The organism is Clostridioides sp. ES-W-0016-02 (genome assembly GCF_020641035.1).
Lineage (GTDB): Bacteria > Bacillota > Clostridia > Peptostreptococcales > Peptostreptococcaceae > Clostridioides.
This window is the reverse complement of the sequence record NZ_CP061361.1, coordinates 794,473-818,563: the sequence shown is the minus strand read 5'-3', so window position 1 is coordinate 818,563 and position 24,091 is coordinate 794,473. Positions and strand designations below refer to the sequence as shown.

20 protein-coding genes and 1 tRNA gene are annotated in these 24,091 nt (G+C 28.3%); 3 read left to right on the top strand and 18 right to left on the bottom strand.

From position 1 onward, the window contains the following. Window positions 1-302: 302 nt before the first annotated feature. From IC758_RS04135 to IC758_RS04105, 7 genes are all read right to left on the bottom strand, one after another. Window positions 303-2,369 (bottom strand): ATP-dependent helicase, encoded by a 2,067-nt coding sequence (locus tag IC758_RS04135; protein WP_227824733.1) that lies wholly within the window; start codon window positions 2,367-2,369, stop codon window positions 303-305. Window positions 2,370-2,447: 78 nt separating this feature from the next. Beyond that, window positions 2,448-5,477 (bottom strand): EAL domain-containing protein, encoded by a 3,030-nt coding sequence (locus IC758_RS04130; protein ID WP_227835910.1) that lies wholly within the window; start codon window positions 5,475-5,477, stop codon window positions 2,448-2,450. A gap of 50 nt (window positions 5,478-5,527) precedes the next feature. Continuing rightward, entirely contained in the window at window positions 5,528-6,988 is a 1,461-nt protein-coding gene (locus IC758_RS04125; protein ID WP_227824731.1) for an extracellular solute-binding protein, read from the bottom strand. Between the two features lie 92 nt (window positions 6,989-7,080). Beyond that, entirely contained in the window at window positions 7,081-7,455 is a 375-nt protein-coding gene (locus tag IC758_RS04120; protein WP_227433426.1) for a hypothetical protein, read from the bottom strand. 180 nt (window positions 7,456-7,635) lie between these two features. After that, window positions 7,636-8,376: a flagellar motor protein MotB gene (locus IC758_RS04115; RefSeq protein ID WP_227433427.1), complete on the bottom strand. Its 741-nt coding sequence runs from the start codon at window positions 8,374-8,376 to the stop codon at window positions 7,636-7,638. Window positions 8,377-8,396: 20 nt separating this feature from the next. Then, complete coding sequence (locus IC758_RS04110) at window positions 8,397-9,185, bottom strand: flagellar motor protein (protein WP_227433428.1); 789 nt, start codon at window positions 9,183-9,185, stop codon at window positions 8,397-8,399. A 95-nt stretch (window positions 9,186-9,280) separates the two neighbouring features. Then, window positions 9,281-9,371, bottom strand: a tRNA-Ser gene (locus tag IC758_RS04105). 259 nt (window positions 9,372-9,630) lie between these two features. Here IC758_RS04105 and IC758_RS04100 point away from each other — a divergent pair. Next, entirely contained in the window at window positions 9,631-10,395 is a 765-nt protein-coding gene (locus IC758_RS04100) for a DeoR/GlpR family DNA-binding transcription regulator (RefSeq protein WP_227433429.1), read from the top strand. 200 nt (window positions 10,396-10,595) lie between these two features. On the opposite strand, the gene IC758_RS04095 is transcribed toward IC758_RS04100, so the two are convergent. Continuing rightward, the gene (locus tag IC758_RS04095; protein ID WP_227433430.1) at window positions 10,596-11,711 is read right to left on the bottom strand and encodes an ethanolamine utilization protein EutH; all 1,116 of its coding nucleotides are present in this window, start codon (window positions 11,709-11,711) and stop codon (window positions 10,596-10,598) included. 39 nt (window positions 11,712-11,750) lie between these two features. Further along, on the bottom strand, window positions 11,751-13,277 hold the full coding sequence (gene glpK, locus IC758_RS04090) for a glycerol kinase GlpK (protein ID WP_227433431.1): 1,527 nt from the start codon (window positions 13,275-13,277) through the stop codon (window positions 11,751-11,753). Between the two features lie 291 nt (window positions 13,278-13,568). Between glpK and IC758_RS04085 the strand changes: the two genes are divergently transcribed. Further along, the gene (locus IC758_RS04085; RefSeq protein WP_227433432.1) at window positions 13,569-14,666 is read left to right on the top strand and encodes a pyridoxal-phosphate-dependent aminotransferase family protein; all 1,098 of its coding nucleotides are present in this window, start codon (window positions 13,569-13,571) and stop codon (window positions 14,664-14,666) included. Between the two features lie 358 nt (window positions 14,667-15,024). Here the strand turns inward: IC758_RS04085 and IC758_RS04080 are convergent, their stop codons facing one another. Beyond that, window positions 15,025-15,537 carry a hypothetical protein gene (locus IC758_RS04080; protein WP_227433433.1) on the bottom strand — a complete coding sequence of 171 codons (513 nt, stop codon included), beginning with the start codon at window positions 15,535-15,537 and terminating at the stop codon, window positions 15,025-15,027. Between the two features lie 551 nt (window positions 15,538-16,088). Between IC758_RS04080 and IC758_RS04075 the strand changes: the two genes are divergently transcribed. After that, complete coding sequence (locus IC758_RS04075) at window positions 16,089-16,967, top strand: DUF4300 family protein (RefSeq protein WP_227433434.1); 879 nt, start codon at window positions 16,089-16,091, stop codon at window positions 16,965-16,967. Window positions 16,968-17,200: 233 nt separating this feature from the next. Here IC758_RS04075 and hisJ read toward each other — a convergent pair whose 3' ends face one another. The 8 genes from hisJ to acsV form a co-directional block, all read right to left on the bottom strand. After that, entirely contained in the window at window positions 17,201-17,980 is a 780-nt protein-coding gene (hisJ, locus tag IC758_RS04070; protein WP_227860779.1) for a histidinol-phosphatase HisJ, read from the bottom strand. 212 nt (window positions 17,981-18,192) lie between these two features. Beyond that, window positions 18,193-18,546 (bottom strand): zinc transporter, encoded by a 354-nt coding sequence (locus tag IC758_RS04065; RefSeq protein WP_227433436.1) that lies wholly within the window; start codon window positions 18,544-18,546, stop codon window positions 18,193-18,195. Between the two features lie 15 nt (window positions 18,547-18,561). Further along, window positions 18,562-18,978: a DUF3842 family protein gene (locus IC758_RS04060; RefSeq protein ID WP_227433437.1), complete on the bottom strand. Its 417-nt coding sequence runs from the start codon at window positions 18,976-18,978 to the stop codon at window positions 18,562-18,564. Window positions 18,979-18,996: 18 nt separating this feature from the next. Then, window positions 18,997-19,188, bottom strand: coding sequence for a CooT family nickel-binding protein (locus IC758_RS04055; protein WP_227433438.1), 192 nt, complete (start codon window positions 19,186-19,188; stop codon window positions 18,997-18,999). 150 nt (window positions 19,189-19,338) lie between these two features. Then, complete coding sequence (locus IC758_RS04050; RefSeq protein ID WP_227433439.1) at window positions 19,339-20,154, bottom strand: biotin/lipoate A/B protein ligase family protein; 816 nt, start codon at window positions 20,152-20,154, stop codon at window positions 19,339-19,341. A gap of 46 nt (window positions 20,155-20,200) precedes the next feature. Further along, window positions 20,201-21,139: a radical SAM protein gene (locus tag IC758_RS04045; RefSeq protein ID WP_227433440.1), complete on the bottom strand. Its 939-nt coding sequence runs from the start codon at window positions 21,137-21,139 to the stop codon at window positions 20,201-20,203. Next, complete coding sequence (locus tag IC758_RS04040) at window positions 21,136-22,008, bottom strand: radical SAM protein (RefSeq protein ID WP_227860778.1); 873 nt, start codon at window positions 22,006-22,008, stop codon at window positions 21,136-21,138. Before IC758_RS04040 ends, IC758_RS04045 begins: the two co-directional genes overlap by 4 nt. A gap of 59 nt (window positions 22,009-22,067) precedes the next feature. Beyond that, a complete protein-coding gene (gene acsV, locus IC758_RS04035) occupies window positions 22,068-23,996 on the bottom strand; it encodes a corrinoid activation/regeneration protein AcsV (RefSeq protein ID WP_227860777.1) in 1,929 nt (642 codons plus the stop codon). Window positions 23,997-24,091: the final 95 nt, after the last annotated feature.

The following is a 24,091-nucleotide window of genomic DNA, read 5'->3' as shown; positions in this document are numbered from 1 at the left end:
TGTCAATAAGTTTTTTATTTTTTTAATAATTTTATTTTCTAAAATTTAGATATTGTATTACATGCTTGTTAATATTATCCATATATTTATAAATAATGTATTTCTTATTTATTTCTGTTCTTTAGGTAATTACAAATAATATACTTCTTATTTGTTTCTATTTCTTAAATGCTTATAAATAATATTTTTCTCTTTCATTTTCATTACTTAAATACTTATAAATAATATTTTTCTCTTTCATTTTCATTGCTTAAATACTTATAAATAATATATCTTATATTTATTAAATTTTATATACTAAGTTAAATAATATGGATTATATTCTTCAATAAACAAGTTTTCAAATCTAAAGTTCGCTCTCTATCTTTAAACTTTATCGTAAACATGTTTCCATCTTTTTTGATTATTTCGCCTTCGTGAAATTTTTTATGGTATACCTTATCACCAACACCAATACTATCAATTTCTTTTTTAGTTGGAGATTTTATATCATTGATAAACAATGATTTATCAACTTTTTTACCATATTTATTTAAAGTAGAACTTATACATAGTTTTTCTTCAGCTCTTGTAATAGCTACATACATAAGTCTTCTTTCTTCTTCTAATTGTTCCTCTTTTTTTTCTTCCTTACAAATATCATATGATTTTTCATGAGGTATTGTTCCTTCATTTGCACCTATAATATAGACATTCCTAAATTCTAATCCTTTTGCACTATGCATAGTTGTAAATATAACACCATCAGTCTGTTTATTCTTGTTATTTTCCATTAACTCAATCTTTACTCTCTCAATATGGTCTAAAAACTCTGTCACTGTATTGAAATTTGTAGCAGAACTCTCAAGTTCGTTTAATATCTCTACAAGCCCATTAGTCTTTATCTTTCTATTGCTACAGTAATCCAAGACATATCTATCATAATCAAGACTAGTTCTAATATAAGATATTGCATTTTTAGGATTTAAAGTATTCAAATAGCTCAAGTCTATCTCCAAATCTGTTATTGTTTTGACTTGTTTGGGATGAAGGTTACATTTGTTTATTAGTGCTGTTACAAAATCTTTTTCATCTTTAACCATATTTACATTATCTTTAGATATATATCTAAATGGCTTATTTATAATTCTTAACCAATCTTTATTTGATTTTGGATTAATACCTATTCTTAAATATGCTAGTATATCCTGACTTGCCCAATGGTCATATATTGTAATTACTGAATCTTTTACTACAAATGGAATTCTCATATCCATAAATACATCTACTAAGGCTCTTGACTGTATATTAGTTCTATAAATTACTGCAAAATCTGAATACTCTACATAATCCTTTTTTATTTCGTCAATTATTTCCTTGGCAATATGTAAAGCTTCTTCCTCTGAATCATATGGAGAAATATAACTCACAATGCCTCCCTTACCTTGACTACATTTAATAACTTTTTCATATCTATTTCTATTTTTTTCTATAAGCCTGTTTGCAGTATTTACTATTTCACTTTTAGACCTATAATTTACATCCAGCACTATTTTTTTAGTATTATTAAAATATTTTTCAAATTCAAGCAAAAAATCTGGTCTAGCTCCTCTAAAACCATATATACTTTGGTCTTCGTCTCCAACCGCAAATATGTTGTTTAGTGGATTACAAATTAACTTTAAAACCTCAAATTGCACTTTATTTATATCTTGGAATTCATCTATCAATATATATTTATATACATTCCTAACCATTTCTAAGGCTGATTTATTATTCAAAAGCAAATAATAAGTCTTTATAAGCATATCATCAAAATCAATCTTATTAACTTTTGATTTTTGCTCTTCATATAAATTATATACTTTTAAAAACTCATCTTTTGTCAACACTTCTGAGCTAAATTCATTCTTATCCATAAGTTCATTTTTTACATAAGATATTTCATTTATAACTTGACCTATATTTTCATCATCATCTGCATTTTCTATATTTAGACTTTTTAATATTGCCTTTATTGTTATCCTCTTTGACTTTTCATCAAATATGCTATCTAAATTGTACCTTTCAAAATACCTCAAAATCTTAAAAAACACAGAATGAAAAGTGCCATATGTTACCTTATTGAGTCTTATATCATCACTTAAACTCAATGCTCTATTTTTCATTTCTACTGAGGATGCTTTGGTAAAACTTATCGCCAATATTCTTGCTGGTGCTATATTTTTGTTTACTACCATATTAGCTATTCTATATGTAATTACCCTAGTCTTACCTGAACCAGGCCCTGCAAGTATCATGCAAGGCCCATCTATATGTTCAACTGCTTCTAGTTGATTTTCATTTAACTGTCTTATATCTATATTTGTTGTGATTATTACATCCACCACCTTAATTTATAATCATCCTATTTTCTTTTTTAATTATAAACTAAAAGTATCCTAAAAATACATTTAATTTTTCTTCTATTAAACTATATCATCTCTATTTTCATAACATATCTTGAGTTCCTGTTTAATTTTATCACTTATATCTTGAGGAACAAATTCTGGTTTACCAATGTAATATCCTTGAATATAATCTATTCCAATAGCTACTAATGCTTCCATTTCACTTTTGGTTTCTACACCTTCTGCTATAACTTTAATATTTCTTTCTTTAGAATATGAAATAAGGTTTTTTAGTATTTTTCTTCTATCTTCATCTTTGTCAATACCTCTTACAATAGACATATCAATCTTCACATAATTTGGCATTATGTACAGTAGTACAGCATCGCCATTGTAACCTGTTCCAAAATCATCTAAAGCAATTTCTATATTCCACTGATTTATATACACTTTCTTTTTGTCAATAAAATCTTCACTAATCTTATCATTCTCTGTTATTTCTAGCACTACCCTATTTAGATAATTACCATATAAATCTTCTATTTCTTCAAAATCAACTTTTGATAAATTATTATTTGGTATAGAGTTTAAGAACAATTTACACACTCCAAACTGTTCCCTATATCTCTTAAAAGATTTAAGTGCTTTGAACCATGTGATACGTTCGATTTGATATAACTTAGACTGTGAACGAGCCAATCTAATAACATCCATTGGAGAACTAAAAGTTTCCATTTTGGGTCTCATAAGTGCTTCATATGCAAATACTTCACCTTTACAATCCACAATAGGCTGAAATGCATATTCAACCAATTGACCATCAATTAATTTATTTAACTCTTCTCTATTATGCAACAAGAATGAATCTTTATTATATATATTGACATCAAATTCACTTACTTCACCTTTAATTGTATTTTTAATTTGATACATAGCAAAATCTGCATATTTCATTAGTTCATCATAGTTAGTTGAATCGCTAGGATACCAAGAAATTCCTGCTGATGCTCTTATTTTAAATTCTGTCCCATCATGAAGCTTTAATAAAGTATTATTCATCTGTGTCTTAACTGAGTTAATAATAGTTCTTATGCTATCTTTACTTTCATACCCATATATGAATACATAAAACTCATCCCCTGAAAGTCTAGAAACTATACCATTCCATGATATAAACTTTTTAAGTATATCTGCTGCACATCTAATATATTCATCACCAGCATCATGACCATAGGTATCATTAATATATTTTAAATTATCTAAATCCCACATTATAAATGCAGCTATTTTAATCTCTTCTTTATTTTCAAATTTTTCTCGTACTTGTGAATAAAAAGCTCTCCTATTTAGAAGATTTGTTAAAATATCAAAATCTCTTTCATACTCAATTTTCATTTTCTCAATAAACTCTTTTGTAACATCAACAACAACACCTAATATCTTTAAGTCATCTTCAACAATATTTAATCTTATCCACTTAGAAGTTTTATCTTTAGATTCAAATTTATATATGTATATATTTTCTGTCTTATAATTTTTCTGTAAATATGTATCCATTTCATTCATTTTTTTCATAAATTTACTTTTTGATATATATCCATATTCTTGAAATTCATCATCCGTAGTAAATATACTAAAAAATCCTTTTGTACAAAAAACATTATCTCCATTTTTATATAATTCAAAAGCTCCAATTGGCATATCTGCAATTTCAATAATTTGTGATAATTTTGATGAGGAATCTGCAACATTTGCACTAAGTAGCTCTATGGCTGAAGATAATTCATCTATTTCAGATATGTTTATTTTATCAAGATTTACTGGTTTTGATGGATTACTATTTCTAACTTTATTAACCAAAAGAACAATTGGTTTTGTAAACAATCTCGAAGCAATATAAATACCTATAAGCCCTATCACTAAGGAAACTGCAACAGACACTATTACCAAGGTTTCCACTCTTTTTGAAAAACACAATAAACTTTTTTCTTCAATAATTCCCAAAAGAGCCCAACGCTCATTTTCAAATGGAGTATTGGAATTGTATAAATCTAAATATTGTACACTAGCATAAGTACTTTCTTTAATTTTACCATCATCTTCATTTTTAACTTTATATACATTTTTATAAGATTCTTTTTGCTCAAGGTTCGAATGTAAACCATCCCAAAATTTGTCTTTAAATGTATAACCATTCGAAACAACATTTTCAAATGCCAAATCATCATTTCTATCTACGCCTAAAATATAATTACCTTTTTTATTTTCATTTATCTCCCCATATGGAAGCAACTCTCTTAAATAATTTATACCTAAATCTATTCCAAGTACTCCATATACAGTTCCATCTTCATAAATAAGAGGAACTGAATATGTTATAACTCTATCGCCTTCATTTGTTAATAAGAACTGACTTCCCCAGTATCCTAAATTAGAACTTGATGTATTTGGATTATCAATTGCAGCTCTAAATGGTTTATAAAAGAAATTATCTCCTTTTTCCTCATTTTCACTTTTAAAGGAAAACTTTGGAGCCCAATAACTATCCATAGATATTCCAAAACTTCTTGCTATCTCTGAGGAGCCTCTTTCAATTAGCAAATCAGAATTATCATTTGGGTTAAATTTAGGGTCTAGGTCTCTTATATACAATCCTGTCTTACTTATTTCATCTTTACTATTTATTGAATCATATTCAATATCTTTGTTATTTAAAATTATGAAAGAACCTGTAACAGAATTTTTTCTCAAAAGATATATTAAATCTTTTGATATATTTTTTATAATTTCTTTATTAATTTCTTCGTTTATACCCACATCTTTAATTGAGACATTATTTTCATCTAAAACCTTTTTTACAGATGAGTTAATAGCTAGTTCTGTCTCGCTTGTCTTTGACCATCTTTGTAACATCTCATTTTGTATATAATTTTTACGATTAATTACTCTTTCATTTAAAATATCAAATGAATTATCATTTAGTCTTTTAATAGTTCCTCCCCATAAAATTGTGGCACAAAATAAACTTGTTTGAATTAGCATAACAATAATTAGAGGAAATATCATCTTTTTCATTATTGAGTTATTCTTTTTTAGATTATTTTCCATATTTATTCCACCCATACCTTTGTGCATTTTGGTACACGTTGCCAATTCACCTACTCTTTTACAGCATTTTCAAGCTCAGTCTTAAAATTTAAAAACCATGCTGAAAAATTTTCATTATTATTAAATTGTGCTACTGCATTCTCTTTAGAGGTTCCATTTTTTATTAATTCATTTATTTTATTTAAATCTTCTTTAGCTTTATCAATCATTGAATACTCAAGGATTTGTCTGGCTTTTGTCCCACCATCAAATGCTTTATTAGTGTACAACTTACAACTATTAATCTGTTCAATAGATGAAACAATTGAACTTTCCACTTTACTTGATACCTTTAAATCGTCTTTATTCATAACATCCTTTATAACATCCAAATTATTTGTTTTTTTCTTTACTGGTAGATATCCAGAAGCAATAGAGAATTTTACATTAGACTCTTTATCTGTAAACCATTTTAAAAATTCTACTGATGCATACTCTTCTTCTTTAGTAGATTTTGTTACAGCCATTCCTGCCCCTTGTTGTACAGCATATTTTTCTTTATCTTTAAAACGTGGAGCTTGAAAGACAGATGTCTCAATTTTATAACTCTCATTATCATTTAACATTACTTCATCTGGAAAATATGATGCTCCTGAACTAGAGCCAACAAGAGCTAGTATATCTCCTGTTTTTGCATCATCAGAACGGAACTTACCATAAGATGCAAAATATCCATTTATATATGGGACATAAAAATTATCCCATAATTTTTTCATAACCTTTTCATCAAGATTCAGTGTAACTTTTCCATCTTTAACTGAAAAAATTTCTACTCCTAACTGCTTACTTCCTATAATAATATAATTTGCTAGAGCATCTCTTCCAAAAAATGCTTTACCATCATTAGGCTCTTTTGTTAAACTATCTGTCCATTCATAGTATTTCTTTGATGTCTCTACTAATCCTTCAATTGTTTGTATATCATTTATATTTGAATTTGTTGCTTTGGCAAACTTATCCCAATCTGTCTTATTTAACATCAAAATCTCAGTAGACTTTGCAATCGGAAAAAGCTTAAGTTCGTTATCAGAATTTAGTCTACCTTCATCTACATATTCTTCTATATACTCATTTAATTCATCCTTACTTATGTACTTATCAATATCTACTAGTAGTTTTAATTTATCCATTTCATATGCAGTATCTGAGTACGCTGCAAAAATATTTGGAACATCTTCAGAACCAACCTTTTTATTAGCAGAATCCAGCACCTTTTCAGATAAATCAACTACATTTCCCTGACTAAACGCTTCAACAATAATTCCTTTTTCAGCACCTACAGTGTCATTAAATTCCTTAACTAGCTTATCAAACGCCATTTTTTGCTGTCCATTATAATAATGCCAAATTTCTATTGATGTCGGATTTTCTGGATCTAGTTTATAACTCTCTTCCTTTTTCAAATCACACCCTGTAAGTAATAAAATAATCATTGATGTGATAATTAATTTTACAAATCCACTCCTATTCATAAAATCGACTCCTTCAAATGTATAAAATTTATTATAGCATTAAAACCGTAACTTAATTACTTATATTAATTATAAAATATTTACTGATATATTTAAATAGGACTAACAGTATATTTAAAAGCAACTAGAAAACAAATGATTACAAATATTGAAAATATACCTTTAGCATAATTCTTCTCTCTAAATGCACCAAATGATACCAAACCTTGTTGAATAGCCACTGTAATTACTAAAAGTGTCATTATTATATTAAGCTGAACTAACTTAAACAGATAAAGTAAAGAAAATATTACTAAAAGAACACATAATACAATACTAGATTTATTAATAATAGTAGTAATCTTATCTTCTTTTTTATGTTGTTTATTAGATTCTTTTAACTTCTCTTTATTTAAAGTTTCAACCTTTTTATTATACCTTGCCCTTGTTTTATCTTTATATTTTGTGTTTTTATTCTTATTACCCATTTATTTACTCACCTTTGATATCAATTTTAAAATTGAGTCCTTTCATAATTTAAATATTATATGTTTAAGATACCATATATTTATCACAAAAAGGTAACTTACTAATCATCTATTTTTAATTTTCGCATAAAAAAGCTATCCCTTATTAGAAATAACTCTGTATTGAGATAGCTTATTTAACTATTTATTTTCTCCAACATTTTCTACATCATCGAACTTACTATCAACCAAGACTATATCAACTCTTCTGTTTTTTGATTTGCCATCTGGAGATGAATTGTCAGCTATTGGTCTAAATTCACCATATCCTACAGCAGACAACTTATTTGGTGCAATACCTGCACTATCAATAAGAAGTTGGACAACATTGGTTGCTCTCATAACTGATAAATCCCAATTAGATTTAAATTCAGAATTTTTTATAGATAGGTTATCTGTATGACCTTCTACTCTTATATAACTATTCATTTCATTTAACATCTTACCTATTTGAATAATCTTATCTCTAGAATCATTTATTATAACAGCTTTTCCAGTATCAAATAATATAGTATCTTTAAGGCTTATTACTAGTCCTCTATCTTGAGCTTTTAATGATACCGAATTTGCCAATCCACTTTCATTTAAATACTTTTGAATATTTTCACCAACTTCTTTAAACTCAGGATTTTGTAAACTATCTAGATTATTATTGTTTTGGTCAACTACTGGTTCTATTTTATTTTGTCCACCTTCAATAACTCCAGATGAACCACCAAATGCAGAACTTAGAGATTGAGATAATTGTTTATATTTCTCTGCATCAACATTACTCATAGAATACATTATGACAAAGAAAATCATAAGTAATGTTATGAGGTCTGAATAAGTTAAAAGCCATCGCTCATTATTTTCTTCTTTTTCGTCTTCATCATGTAACATAAATATTCCATCCTTTTATATTATTCAATTCTACCATCAGCTTCTCCAAGTTCAATTAATTCTTTTGAATTTAAAAATATCTTTAATTTTTCTGTCATTAAATTAGAATTATCTCCCTCAAGTATAGATAGTATCGCTTCTATCACTAAAAGTCTTTCATTAGTTTCTTGCTGATTTATAGCTTTAAGCTTTGATGCTATTGGTAACCAAATTAAATTGGCTGAACCAACACCGTATAAAGTAGCCAAAAACGCTACAGATATCTGAGGTCCAAGTGCATCTGGATTACTCGAAAGATTTCCTAAAATATGTACTAATCCCATAACTGTACCTATGATTCCCAGTGTAGGTGCATACCCTCCTGCTGAATCGAATATTGCTATTCCTTCTTTATGTCTTTTTGATGTTATTTGTATTTGAGATTCTAATATATTTCTTATTGTAGCTGCATCAACGCCGTCTACCATAAGTTCAAGACCTTTTCTAATAAATGGGTCCAATTCATCATTTTCGCTTATTTCTTTATCAATACTAAGAAGACCTTCTTTTCTGGCCTTGATTGCAATTTCTTTGAAATAAACTATGTTTTCTATATTGTTAGGCTTTTTATTTTTAAAAGCTAACAACATTATCTTTATGGACTTTTTGAATACAGGAAATGGTGTTGAAGCACCAACAGCCCCTATAGTTCCACCAAAAACAACAAGTGCTGATGAAAATACAAATAAGGCTCCAATGTGTCCCCCATCAATAACGAAAGCAACCACTAAAGATGCTATTCCCACTATAAAGAAAATTAAAGTTGTCATATATTACCTCCTTTCTTTAATTATGTCTGCTAGGTTGTTTTTATTAATAGACATTACAAAAAAGACTACCTTCAACAAGGATAGCCTTTGATAATTGGCGGAGAAGGAGGGATTCGAACCCTCGCACCGGTTACCCAGCCTAATCCCTTAGCAGGGGATCCTCTTGAGCCACTTGAGTACTTCTCCTTATTTCTATGCAATTAAATTATATAATAAAATTATATTTTAGTCAATTAATTTATGAAATTTAAGGTATTTTAAGTCATTAAATATCTATTTTCACTTTTTTACTTAAATGTAAGTTTGAAATATGGTAAAATTATCTTGCATAACGCTTATAATATTATTTACTAAATATACACACATTAACATATAGACATAAATCCTTAATTCATCATAAGTTATGCTTAAAACTAAAATAATATTAATCCAAGGAGGATTTTCCATGTTACCACAGGAAAGATATGAGAAGATTTTAAGTATTCTCGAATCAGATAATATAATTAAAATAAATGACATAGTCCAAATGTTTGATATATCAATAGAAACAGCACGAAGAGACCTAGCACATATGGAAAGTATTGGACTTTTAAAAAGAGTTTATGGTGGTGCTATACCAGTTATAGCAAGTAGCGTAGAACTTAACTATATTAAAAGAAAAAAAATAAATTCAAATGATAAAAAACAAATTGCTCTTAAATGTAGTGAATTTATAAATACAAATGACACTATTTTTATGGATACTGGAACTACTGTTCTTGAAGTTGCAAAAAGTTTAAAAGACAAAAAAAACTTAACTGTAATAACTAACTCAATTTTGGTTGCAAATGAACTTATGAATACTAATATAAAAGTATATGTACTTGGTGGATATCTTAGAGAAACTGAAGGTTCTTTTTCTGGACCACTTACATTAGCAGCCATTGAACAATTTAATGTTGATAAGGCAATTTTAGGTGCTGGAGGTATTACACTTGAAAATGGTATTTCTGACTATCACTTAGAAGAATCACTTGTTCGAAAAAAAATGATTGAAAGGTCTAGAAAGTCAATAGTAGTTGTTGAGCCACCTAAGTTTGGAATAAATTCATTTGCTTCTGTTGCTCCTATAGAGCATATAGATACTATTATTACATCTGCTAGTATAGACCACGACATAATTATAGAATTTTCTCAAAAAGGAATACCTTTAGTCATAGCTGATAATTAGCTTATATGATTGCTTTTTAGTTCCTTATAAAATATCATTGATTAAAGTTAAGGAGCCAAATAATTATTTATTTAGCTCCATTTATACCTAAACTATACAGTGTTTTTACTATGTCACTATGTCTTTTTTTATTTACCTTATTTTTTTAACTTAACTCTATTTTTTAATTTAGCTTAACGCTTACTTTAACATTAATTCTTTTATACAACCTCTTTTTTCATTTTACTACTTTGCTCTTCTTCTGCTGTTAAATCTTTTGTCATTACCATAGCAAGTGCAATCGCCAATACTCCACCAACTAACTTTCCAATTACAACAGGTGTAATCATCTCTGGCACTACTCCTGCTGTAAATCCTAGGTGATCACCTAGTGCTGCTGTTGCACAAACTAACCATGCTGTATTTACTACTTTTCCCTTTGGGCTCATGTCTTTCATCATTTTATACACTGGAATACTATTAGCTAAAGTGAAAACTAATCCAGCTGCACTTGTTGCATCCATACCTAATTTTCCACCTATTGCTGTAAGTGGTTTATTTAAAACTTTAACTAATAAATGTAGTATAGGAAAAGTACCCAATAATACTATTGCAATACTTCCAATTACTTGAATACCCTCTCTTATAGGTGTCATTCCTTTTATAAGTACTACCCCTGTTATTTCTTGAAATGCTGCTGCACCTAATCCTATTGTTATCAATATAGATATAATTTTTCCAAAAACTAAAGACCCATTTATCATAAGTGTTGAATTTACTTTCAGACCTATTGCTAATATTACTGCTAATATTATTACTGGCACCATATTTATAATCACCATTGATAAATTAAATCCTGCTATCATTCCTCCTACAATCCCTCCAAAAGGTATTGTTATTAATCCTATTAATAACCCTTTTGCAAAAAATGGTCTGTCTTCATACTCTATAAGGCCTAATCCTACTGGGATTGAAAATACAAGTGTACACCCAAGCATTGATGATACAACTAATCCTGCAAGCATCCCTGCTTCTTTATTGTGTGCAAGTTCCATCGCTAATGGATATCCTCCCATATCATTTGCTAATATGGTTGCAAACATAGATGGGTCTGCTCCACATAAATTGAATATTGGTATTATTACTGGTCCTAATACATTTGAGATAACTGGAGCTAAACAAACTATACCAACCATCCCTAAAGCTAGTGGACCCATTGAATTAAAACCTTCTTCGAATTGTTCACCAAGACCAAATTTATTTCCAATTATCCTATCTAATGCTCCTAAAAGCACCCCTACAGCCATTATATATAATATAACTTTATCAAAGGGCATATTTAATTCCTCCTATACATGTAAATACTATGTTGTACTTTAATTAGCACACATCTTTTTGGTATCGTTTTCCCAGTTCATAGCTCTTTTTACTGCTTGATTCCACCCAAGCAAAATTTCTTCTCTTTTTTGTTTTGTCATATTTGGAGTGTATTCTTTACTTATTGTAAACTCATTTCTAATTTCATCAATACTATTCCAAACACCACAGGAAAGACCTGCCATATATCCTACTCCAAGCACTGTTGTCTCAGGATTTTCTGCAATTTCAATTGGTATATCTAATATATCGGATTGAAACTGCATTGTAAAATTATTTTTTGTAATTCCACCATCCACTCTTAGCATTTTTATATCCTTTCCTGAAGCTAAATTCATAGAGTCAACAACATCTTTGACCTGAAGTGCAACAGATTCAAGAGTAGCTCTTACTATATGCTCTTTCTTAGTACTGCCTGTTATACCAACCATTGTACCTCTTGCATATTGGTCCCAATAAGGTGCTGCAATCCCTGCAAACGCTGGAACAAAATATACACCACCAGTACTTGGTATTGAGTTAGCCATATCATCAGTTTCTGAGTAATTTTTTATAACTCCAATTCCATCTCTAAGCCACTGTATTGCAGCACCTGCTATATATACTCCGCCATCATAAGCATATGTAATTTTGTCTCCTATTTTCCAAGCAACAGTTGTTAATATACCATTACCCGCTATTTTCAACTCTTCACCTATATTCATATATAAGAAACATCCTGTTCCATAAGTATTTTTAACCATACCTGGCTCAAAGCATCCATTTCCAAATAGAGCTGCTGGCTGGTCAACCATCGAAGCAGTAATTTTTATTGATACACCACAAAATGCCCCTTTGTCTGTAGTCCCAAAATCACCACTTGTAGGCATTATATCCGCTAAAATACTTCTAGGAACTCCTATAATATCAAGTAATTCTCTATCCCAATTCATATCTCTTATATTAAAAAGCATGGTTCTTGCTGCTGTAGAAACATCAGTTAAAAAAGACTTTCCTCCTGTCATTTTCCAAATTAACCAGCTATCTAATGTTCCAGCAAGTACTTCTCCATTTTTGATTTTTTCTTTTACACCTTTTACATTATCTATTATCCATTTAATTTTTGTCCCTGAAAAATAAGGGTCTATGATTAGTCCTGTTTTATCTATTATCTTATTTTCTAATCCTGGTATATTCTTTAAATTTTCAACATAATCATAGGTTCTTCTGCACTGCCATACAATTGCATTGTATAATGGCATACCTGTATTTTTATCCCATAGCATTACTGTTTCACCTTGATTATCTATACCTATTCCCTTTATATCACTTTCATCTATTCCACTTTTAAAAGCTTGTTGTAGTACATTATTACTTACAGTTTTTGTGTTATTCCAAATTTCTATAGGGTCATGTTCGACGTATCCAGATTGTGGATAGATTTGAGTATGCTCCATATAATCACTAAAAACAAACTCTGATTTTTCATTTATTAATACTGCTCTTGTTCCTGTTGTTCCTTGATCAATTGCTAATACATATTTCACTTTAAGCGTCCCCCTTTATTTTCAGAATTAATAGATTTTTTATTATTTTTTGAATATAAAATCTATTCAACTTATTTATATTCTATATCATCTTGGGGATTTATACAATATTTATTACAATATTTTTTGTATATTTTTACTTTTTTTGATTGTTAAAGTATTTTAATTAAAATATTATTGCAATATTATTAGTTTTATTCTATAATCTAGTTAAATTAACACATAAACTTTTAATATATACACATAAACAGTCATCATAAAATTTAAATTAAACTTTAAGGAGGATTTGCAATGAAAAAAACATATCTATTTAGTCCTGGACCAGTAATGGTTACAGATAGGGTTAGAAATTCACTTCTTCACTATGATATATGTCATAGAGGAAATGAATTCATGAATTTATTTAAAGATACACAACAAAAAATCGGTAAATTATATAATGCAACTTCTGATTATTATTCTCTAGTTGTATCTGGTTCTGGAACATCTGTAAATGAATGTGTATTATCTTCTATATTTGATAAAGAAGATGCTGCTTTATTAGTTAGTAATGGTGTATTTGGAGAAAGGCTAGAAGAAATATTATCTGCTTATAGTGTTAAGACCTACAAACCAGACTTTAAATGGGCTGAATATCCAGACTTAGATATTTTAGAAAAATACTTACTTGAAAATCCTGACATAAAAGTAATTGCTATGGTATTTCATGAGACTAGTTCAGGAATGATAAATCCTGTACCTGAATTAGGAAAACTTGCAAAAAAATATAACAAAATATTTTTTGTTGATGCAATAAGTGCATCTGCTGGTGAATACATTGATGTTGATGAGTTTAATATAGATATAATAACAGGTGTTGGTGGTAAAGCCCTTGGGGCATTTCCAGGCTCTGCATATCTTTGTGCTAAAGAAAGCGTTTTACAAAATATTAAAGAAGATCAATGTAAAAATGTGTATCTTAGCCTTTACAAACATTATAAGCTTGCAAAATCATCTTCTCAAACACCAAATACACCTAATGTCACTTTAATATTTGCTCTTAATGAAGCTTTAACTGAATTTTTAGAAGATGACAGTAAGATAGAAAGATATAAAGAATGTTCTGCTATTTTAAGAAATGGTATGGAGGAACTAGGTCTAACATTTTTACTTCCAGATAAATATATGTCTAATACTGTTACGTCTGTATTTCTTCCTAAAGAAATTGATATAAATAGATTTATATTAGAACTAGAAGAAGAAAATGGTTATGTGGTATATCCAGGAAAAGGCAAATTTCTAGATGATAATATGTTCCAAGTTGCAAATATGGGAGAAATTTATCCAGACGATTGTTATAAATTCCTTGATATTTTAAAATCAAAGCTAGAAGTTAAAAAAGCCATATAAATATCTCAAGACCATAAATAAAAAAACTATATAAATATCTCAAGTTAAACTAGATTATGGTCTGTAAATAACAGCTATCTATAAATAATCACTCTATATGAACATATTCAAAAATATACTTGAACATTAAATATAGCCAGATGTTGTTTTATATTTTTTTATAAGGGTGAACTCTAATATGTAAAGTTCACCCCTATATGAAAAATTTATTTTTATACAATTCTTTTTATATTTAATTCTTTTATATTTTTGATACAATTCGGCTATTTAACTGTATAGATTGTTATAAATTTAAAATCTATACATGATACTATATACTTTTAAATCTGATTCTTTTTTTAATTAAAGGCTTTAAATATTACTTTTCAAGCTCATCAAAGTAATTATATACAATAACTTCACCTGTTTCTTTATCTGTTGTCTTTATAATCCCTTTAGCTCCATTTACCTCTTCTTTTGTGAATTCATCGTCTAGTACAACTTTAAATTTATCTTCATTTCCATATCCTTGCTGAAACTCAGCTCTTAAAATTACATTTTTTTCAGCTTTTGGTTTTAATTCAAATTCAATTCCTGATTTCATTTCATCAAAATAATTTAAAACTACAACCTCATTATTCATTTTATTAGTTGTCTTTATAATCCCTTTAGCTCCATTTACTTCTTCTTTTGTAAATTCATCATCTAGCACGACTTTGAATTTATCTTCCTTTCCATACTCTTCTTGAAATTCTTTTTTCATTTCACTGTACTTAGTCTCAAATTCTTCACTCCTGTTTAATTCCATAGCTGATACATTTATCAGTGACGTCCCAATAGTTATTATTGTTAATGCCATGACCATACCAGTTTTTAATTTTTTTAACTTCATATTTTACCTCCTAAATTAAATGTTCTTAGTGAAATTATATAAATAAAAATCTAATTTTTACAGTTTCATTCTTGTAACTAAAATTACTATTATGTAACCAAACTTTTTAATTTAACTATTCCTTAAAACCTAATTTTTTGGGGAATAGTTGAATTAAAAAAATAAAATTTTTAAACTTTTAATGAGTCTAATAGTATATTTATTGAACTTAATAAATTTTATTTTTAATAAAGTAAAATTTATCATATATATCAAACCTACTTATTTACCAAAATACTACATCCAAAAAACTAGTCTCACTATATATTTCATTGATAGCTTACTCATTTTTTACTTATAAAATTCTATAATCAATCTCCAAATAAATTAGTTAAAAATTCAAAGAATATATACCCCTATTTAGTATATATTTTTATATATTAAAAAAAAGTTTTAAATAAAGTTATATTTTTTGCAACAGTTTTGTAATTAAAAACATATTGAAGCTAAAATTAAATGTACTATATACTATAAATATGTCGACAAAATAAATTTATAAAGGAGAAAAACAGGTGAGAAAAAATTTACTAATAGCAATATTGTCTGCTATTTTAGTGTTATCAAGCATACTTACAATCTTTGCATATTCAACTATTAAAGATAATAGCAGATTAGTATACTCTAACATAATAGATAGAAAGACACAAAATCAAGTGAAAAATGTATTAGAAAAAAATAAAATAAATAAGAAAGATATTGATATTTTTATTAAATCAGTTAGGAGCTACAACAAACTTCAAATTAAAATACTTCAAAACAATGTAAATATATCTAAGTCTGGATATAGTTCAATTAACACAAAACAGGTTCCATACAATTTAGATAAATTACAAAGTAACTGGATGGAAAAGTTTCCTAACTATATGGATGTAAATTGTAGAATAACAGCATTTAGACTTTTTAAAGATTTCATCAACTCAAAAGAGAAGTTTACTGGAGATTCTATCGATTTAAGTATTGATTTAGATACTATAATGAATAATAGAGATGCAAAATTTAACTCAAAGGATGTAGAAAAATTTATTAACTTTTTCTCTGCAATACCAACTCAAGACACAGATGATATAAATAAAAATGCAGAACAAATAAAAAAAGAGTGGAAAAAAAGAAAAATATCTTTTAAAGATAATAAAAATATGTCTATTATAAGTGGCTTTCTTCGTTATCCAGAAACTAAAAATGTATTTATAGGTCATACAGGTATATGTATCAAAACTGATAAAGATATCTTATTTATAGAAAAATATGGTTCTACATCACCTTACCAAGTTACTAAGTTCAAAAGTAAAAAAGATGTGAAAAATTATATGTTCAATAGATTAAAGATGTCAGAAGGAAATGTAGAATTACTAGACCCAATAATAATGGAAAATGATAAACTTATGCAGTAATATCTCTAAACACTAAAAGCACTTTATGATTGTTAAGATAAGTAAAAATAGGCTATATCCATGAAAAAATATTAATTATAAAACTTTCATACTGAACAAATCTATAAATATTTTTCTAATTTAACAAAAAGACTGTAAGTAGATTTATTTTACATAAATCTACTTACAGTCTTTTAAATAAATACTTTAAAAATATAAATTATCATAACTTTAGGATTATAATATATACATCTTTATCCTATATCATAATTATTTATTTCCTCTGCACAGTGAGAATCTGAGCCAAGAACTAATGGAATATCATATTTTTTTGCTAATTCTAATAAGTATCCATCTACATAAGGCTCTTTACAATATTCTTTTCTGTTTCCAGAAACATTGTAATCAAGTTCATATCCTTTTTCTTTAACTAACTTTATTAATTCTTCAAGAACTTTATTTCTTTCATAATTATATGGAAATACTTGATTAAACTTTCTAACTAAATTTAAATGACCTATTCTCTTTGGTTTATATGTACCTAAATTAGCATTTACAGCTTTTATTAATGTTTCATAATACTTATTATAAACAGCTTCAATGCTTCCAAGCTTATCAATCAGATTTTGAAACTCTTCTACACTATAGTCCACACAACAATAGGCACCATCAATTTTAATTATATGTACTGATAATAGAGAATCCTCTAATTCATCACCATATTTATCTAAATTGTTTTTTATGCCTTCTTCATAACCTTCAAGAAAATCTACTTCCGCTCCTACATTTATCTTAATTTCGCTCTCATATTTATGCTTGAAATTTTTAACATCATTAAGGTAATTTGATAAATTTTCAGGATTCATGCAACTATCATTTTCAGGTGCAGGGTCTTGAAATCCATTTGGATATGGAAAATGCTCTGTAAATGTCATTTCTGTTAGACCAACATCAATTGCCCTTTGTATATATTTTTCAAAATCATCCTTACTTCCATGAGGACAATAAGGTGAATGTATATGACCATCTTTCATAACTAATTCTCTCCTTTTATTAAATTGAACTACTCCTCCTTAACTATCTCCAGTAATATTTGAAGCCGAAGATATATTAAATAACTCAGTTTTATAATAAATTTCCTCATTAAAGTATAGTACATACTCATTAGAAATTTCAATAATTAAATATAAATAAGGCATAAAAAATCGCCTATATCAAAATATATAAGCGATTTTAACAATCATATTTACATATGTTTTTTAGCCTCTAATAACATTTTATTTGCTTCTTCCATACATTCTATAGCTTTTTCAATACTCTTTGCAGTTTCTTCTTTTCCAATAGCTCTAGCCTTTTCTACCCATTCTCTAAATCCTTCTTCATGAGTCTCATTGTGATTTATCCAATGTACTAAAAGTATTTTTAAAGTTTTCTCATCTTTAGACTCTGATGATTCTTCATGATTATGTTCGTGGTCATGGTCATGAGCATGGTCGTGTGGATGTTCATGGCACATATCTCCATGAGTATGTTCATGGCAATGGTCGTCATGGTCATGGTGCCCATGGTGGTATCTTATAATCTCTCTATCAAACATCATTAGTTATTCCCCCTGTTATTTTATATTAAATTCTTTTTTTATAACATTAACAGAATCTTTTACAAGTAGTGCTAATGGTTTACCTTCTAATCCAACTAACTCTATATTTTCTGGCATAATAGGTAAAAGTATCTTAAGTGCCTCACTATCTGCAATAGCTTCACTTATATTACAAGTGACTTCCCCCATCATAGAATTAGGTATTATTACAGAAATAGGTGCAACTATTATATTGGCTTTTCTAGCTGATACTACTATAGCATTTTCCCCTGTAGCTCCTTTATTAGCATGAGCCTTCATCATAGAACTAGTTGCTATAGAATTAGTTCCTAGTGCATAAATTTCTACATATGTAGGTAATTCTTCTCTCAGAGAAGAAACTATCTGGGCTCCTATACCTCCACCCATTCCATCTATCACTGCTATTATCATATGAAATTCCCCTATTAATTAATTTTCTTGTATTATTATCTTATGGTCCATCAATCTTATTTCTTTAATTATTCCATCTATTATTTTTTGTTCTCCTAATAAATCAGTTAAATAAATCTTTCCATCACAAGGGTCTATATTAACCACATTCTCCATAACCTTTTCTAATTCATTGTTATTCTTACAAATGAAAGCTGATGATTCACACATATAAATCTCCTCCTAATATGATTTTTATTAAAAATCAAAAAAAGACTTCCTCAGGTATTTCAATACACCAAAGAAACCTTCATGATTTCAATTTTCGTATATTATTATACCTTAAGTATATCACTTTAATTTACTTAAAGTCAATTAAAGTTAACGCTTTTTATTATACTCTTCATCCTTGTATTTTTTATATAATTCTTCAGCTAATTGCTTTTCATAATCAGTCAAGTCTTCTTCTACAAACTCAACATTAAATTGACTAGCCAGTCCTTTTATTAGATTAGCTTGTAGAATATCTATGTCTATTTTTTTACCAATTTCATTCTCTATTCCACTGGCCTTTTTAGCTGTGAATTTCATTGCTCTTTCTTTTAGTTCTGGTGTTTTAGCCTTTATTAATTTAAACAATTTTTCTACATCAAAATCCATTATTATTGAACCGTGCTGTAACAAAACACCATCTTTTCTACTTTGAGCACTTCCAATTACCTTTTTATTATTAATAGTAACTTCATATGATGCATGTGCATTAAAGCATGCAGCTGATAAATTTTCTCTACCTATTCTCTCTCCACTATTTAAGTTATCTGTTTCTATACCACTTAAATTCAATCCTCTAACTAAACCTTCACTTATATATCTATAAGATAGATTTATACTTTTATCAATTAAAGGATTATCTTCTCCTATAATTATACTATAAGTTAGCTCATTATCATGTAATACAGCTCTTCCTCCTGTGATTCTTCTGACATAGTCTATATTCATGCACTTACACTTATCTAAATCTACCTCATCTTCAAGTTTTTGAAAATATCCTACACTCAAGCAAGCTGGCTTCCAAGTGTAAAATCTAAGTGTTGGCTTCACACATCCTTTTTTATATGCAGTAAATATAGCTTCATCAATTGCCATATTCATTGCACCATCATATGATTTATTATGTATAACTCTCCACTGATTCATGATTATTACGCCCCAATCTTTAGTATAAATATATTCAAGAAATCATTTACAGATTTAGTTCTCTTATAGCCAAATCTATCTCATCTTGATTTAAAGGTCTTGAATAATTATATATAGTACTTCCTGGTCTTTCATTATAATATGGTCTATTACAATCCTTACAGCCTCTTATCTCAAAAGGGTAACCCCTGTTTATATCTGATACAGTCTCATCATCTAGTTTTATATTTTCCAAGTATCCATTTTTGAATTCAAAGTATTCTTGTGAATAACCTTTATTTATCATATAGGACATTAGCTGTACTCTTCTGTAACTTTCTATATTTGGTTGACTTATTTTTTCCATTTTAGTTCCTCTAACTGGAGTAAACGCAAATAAACTAATAGTTATATTGTTCTTCTTTAAATAAGTATATAGGTTGTATATGTCTTCATGACTTTCTCCCATACCAACAATTATATGTGTGCTGATTTTATTAGGATATAACTTTGACATTTTTGTTATAAAATTCAATTTTTCATCATAATTATATCCTTTTATTTTTTCATATAAGTCTTTACTTGCTGCATCTATCGCTATTCCTATTTTATCTACTCCAGCAGAAAAAAACTTGTTTATTTCTTCATCACTTTCTAATTTTGCAGACAATGAAATAGGCATATCTATTTTACCATTTATGTAATTTATAAAATCTAAAACAGATTTATGTGCCTCTTCACTTGCCATTGATTGTATACATATTCTCTTTATATTTTTCCCGTTATATGCTCTCAAAGCATTCAATATTTCCTCTTTAGAATACTCTGGCCAAACTACTCTTGATAATTTATCTTTTCTAGTACTGCTTTCTATTGATTGAGAACAAAAACTACATTTGTTTATGCATTTTTCCCCAATCATTATATATGCTGTAGTAGGAGGTATATCGCTTTTTTTATTTAATATTCCAAGTTCTATTGCTGTCCCTGATGATAATCTAATCATAAAACGCAACACTCCTTACATTCAGTTATTGTCATATTCATATCTATAGCCTTATTCTTAGCAGATTTTGATGGAAGAACTATTCTATTAATTCCACACATTATAGCTAATTGGTCTAGTTCTTTTCTATACACACCTCTAGGTCTCATACAACCTAGGTTAATCTCGGTATTTGGTAAACTAATTCTAGCTTCACATAAAACATCTGTTACTTCTTTCAAATTAGGAGGTTCTACATCTTCATATTCAGTACCTTTTGTAGGAATAAGAACTATAAATGTCAGTTTATTAGGAGGATTTTTTTGTAAGTATTCTATAATCTCATACTCACCTTTTACTTTTCCTCCTTTTAAACCAATACATATATGTGGTGCTACTTCTGTATTTTCTCTTATTGTATTGTAAGCTTTAATATAATCTTCTTTGCTTTTATCCATTTTATAAACTTCTTTTATAGTTTCTTTATCGAATACCAAGTCGAAAGAAACTATATCTAAATACTTACATAATTCTATAATACTCTCTTTATCCATAAGCCCTAAATGAGCATTTAATCTGTATCCTTGTTCCTTTAACTTTTTAATGGTCTGTATATGGGTATTTATTGGGACATCACCTTCATAACTACAACCACCACTTAATAAAAAACTAGTTATATTTCTTGATTTAACTTTTTCTTTATAGTCCTCAATTGGTATCATATTTTCTAAATAATGACCATTACAATGAGCACATTTAAGACTACACTTATTACTTGTAGTACTAAGAGCTAGAGTCTGATTCGGATAAGCAAACTCTATCTCAGTTCCGAAATTTCTTAATTTAATGTCAAACGCAGTTCTCATTTTCTCAGACAAATCCTTATACATAATTTAATCCTCTACATTTATGTTTTTATGCTCTACCTATGCATTTATATTTTGATATTTTACTCTTCTAGTAGTTGCTTTGCAGTTGGGAACTGCTCTATATTTGTATGTGGTAAGAAGCATGCAGAAATAAATTCGTCCATGTAACTTGGATAAACACTAAGTTCAACATAAGTTATTTGTTTACCTATTTCTTCAAGTTTATTTTTGGCATCTTTACTTATAAGAGCCAAGTAAGAACCTACAAGTGAACTATTTCCTATATAAGTAAATTTCTCTCTATCGATATCAGGAAGTAATCCTATAATTATTGAATTTTCTATGTCTAGGTTATTTCCTATACCACCTGCTATATAAACTCTATCTAATATACTAAAATCCATACCCAAGCTATCTACAAGAGTATATGCGCCTGAATATATAGCTCCTTTAGCTCTAATAAAATTATCTATGTCCACTTCATTTACTACTATATCATTTTCCAAATCAAATTCTTCTTTAAATGCTAATACATACTCTCCTATTTCATGTTCATTAAATCTTACTCTCTTATTATTTAAATCTCTATATATCTTACCTCTTCTATCTATTACACCCTTAGTAATCATTTGGCAAATTAAATCAATTATACCAGAACCACATATACCAACTGGTGCACATTCATCTATTATTTTTAATGTAGGCTCTAAAGTTCCTTTATCAATAGCCACCTTCTCTATTGCTCCTGCTGATGCTCTCATTCCACAGCTTATGCCTCCACCTTCAAATGCAGGACCTGCTGAACATGCACAGCTCATCATATAGTCTTGATTTCCAAATACTATCTCTCCATTGGTACCTAAGTCTATAAATAAAACATTTTCTTCACTTGACCATATACCAGCTGATAATACCCCTGCTGTTATATCTCCTCCTACATAACTTGCTACAGATGGAGCTAAGTACACATATGCACTATCATTTACAAAAAGACCTACATTTTCACCCATAAGTTTTGGAGATTTTAAAAATGGTGGTATATAAGGTTCTTGTCTTAAAAAGTCTGTATACACCCCTAAGAATAAACTTGTCATAGTTGTATTTCCAGCAGCTACTAAAGTGACTACATCCTCCTTATTTATGCCATTTCTTTCATATAATGTTTTTAATAGAGGATTTATAGTTTCATCAACTATAGCTTTGTGTAAAGTTTCTAATCCGTTTTTCTTAGTCGAATATATAATCCTATTTATAACATCTGCTCCATATTTTATCTGAGCATTTCCAGATGATGCTTTATCTACTACTTCTTTTGAATATAAGTCTACTAAACATACAACTACCGAAGTTGTACCAATATCTATTGCAACTCCATACAGAGAATTTTCCTTATTTCCTTCTTCTATATTTATGATTGTAAGTTTCTTTTGTTTTTGAACATATGTTATTGTAACTTTGAAATCGCTCTTTCTAAATATCGTTGGCATCTTTCTAAGTATATCTAATCTAAAATCTATTTCATTGTACCCCAAATGATTTCTAACATGTCTTTCTAATCTATCTACATCACTTATATTGTCATCTAAGTTTGGTTCTTCCATTTCTATGTATTTCTTTTTTATATTTGTCTTAAATTGTAAGTTATGCTTTTCTATTATTTTTTTAGCTCTCTCAAAAATTTCTCTATCTTTTTGTTTATTGCTACCTTCAATCTTCATACCATACATAGAAGATGATACTTTAGAAGGAACTTCAATTTCTATATCTGAGATTACTTTTGTACAACAAGCTAATATATAACCTTGCTCCCATTCGTCATCTGTTATATGTCTCGTTTTTTCTGTATCAACCTTACCTTTTAACAACTTTACCTTACATTTACCACAAGACATATTTCCATTACAAGGAGCATCTATAAATATATCAGCATTTCTTGCAACTTCTAGCAATATATCCCCCTCATTACAATAAACTTCTTTATTGTTTGGCATAAAATTTACCTTTATCATGATATCCCTCCCAATTTGTTCTATATATTATAAAAGGAAAGTATAGCTAAATTTGCGTGCACTCAAATTTTACTATACTTTCCCCAATTATAATA

Coding starts and splice junctions, on each gene's coding strand:
- IC758_RS04130 (WP_227835910.1), bottom strand. CDS start 5,477: ATGGAAAATAATCTAAAAAAGAATAACTCAATAATGAAAAAGATGATA.
- IC758_RS04125 (WP_227824731.1), bottom strand. CDS start 6,988: ATGAATAGGAGTGGATTTGTAAAATTAATTATCACATCAATGATTATT.
- IC758_RS04120 (WP_227433426.1), bottom strand. CDS start 7,455: ATGGGTAATAAGAATAAAAACACAAAATATAAAGATAAAACAAGGGCA.
- IC758_RS04115 (WP_227433427.1), bottom strand. CDS start 8,376: ATGTTACATGATGAAGACGAAAAAGAAGAAAATAATGAGCGATGGCTT.
- IC758_RS04110 (WP_227433428.1), bottom strand. CDS start 9,185: ATGACAACTTTAATTTTCTTTATAGTGGGAATAGCATCTTTAGTGGTT.
- IC758_RS04100 (WP_227433429.1), top strand. CDS start 9,631: ATGTTACCACAGGAAAGATATGAGAAGATTTTAAGTATTCTCGAATCA.
- IC758_RS04095 (WP_227433430.1), bottom strand. CDS start 11,711: ATGCCCTTTGATAAAGTTATATTATATATAATGGCTGTAGGGGTGCTT.
- IC758_RS04085 (WP_227433432.1), top strand. CDS start 13,569: ATGAAAAAAACATATCTATTTAGTCCTGGACCAGTAATGGTTACAGAT.
- IC758_RS04080 (WP_227433433.1), bottom strand. CDS start 15,537: ATGAAGTTAAAAAAATTAAAAACTGGTATGGTCATGGCATTAACAATA.
- hisJ (WP_227860779.1), bottom strand. CDS start 17,980: ATGAAAGATGGTCATATACATTCACCTTATTGTCCTCATGGAAGTAAG.
- IC758_RS04065 (WP_227433436.1), bottom strand. CDS start 18,546: ATGATGTTTGATAGAGAGATTATAAGATACCACCATGGGCACCATGAC.
- IC758_RS04060 (WP_227433437.1), bottom strand. CDS start 18,978: ATGATAATAGCAGTGATAGATGGAATGGGTGGAGGTATAGGAGCCCAG.
- IC758_RS04055 (WP_227433438.1), bottom strand. CDS start 19,188: ATGTGTGAATCATCAGCTTTCATTTGTAAGAATAACAATGAATTAGAA.
- IC758_RS04050 (WP_227433439.1), bottom strand. CDS start 20,154: ATGAATCAGTGGAGAGTTATACATAATAAATCATATGATGGTGCAATG.
- IC758_RS04045 (WP_227433440.1), bottom strand. CDS start 21,139: ATGATTAGATTATCATCAGGGACAGCAATAGAACTTGGAATATTAAAT.
- IC758_RS04040 (WP_227860778.1), bottom strand. CDS start 22,008: ATGTATAAGGATTTGTCTGAGAAAATGAGAACTGCGTTTGACATTAAA.
- acsV (WP_227860777.1), bottom strand. CDS start 23,996: ATGATAAAGGTAAATTTTATGCCAAACAATAAAGAAGTTTATTGTAAT.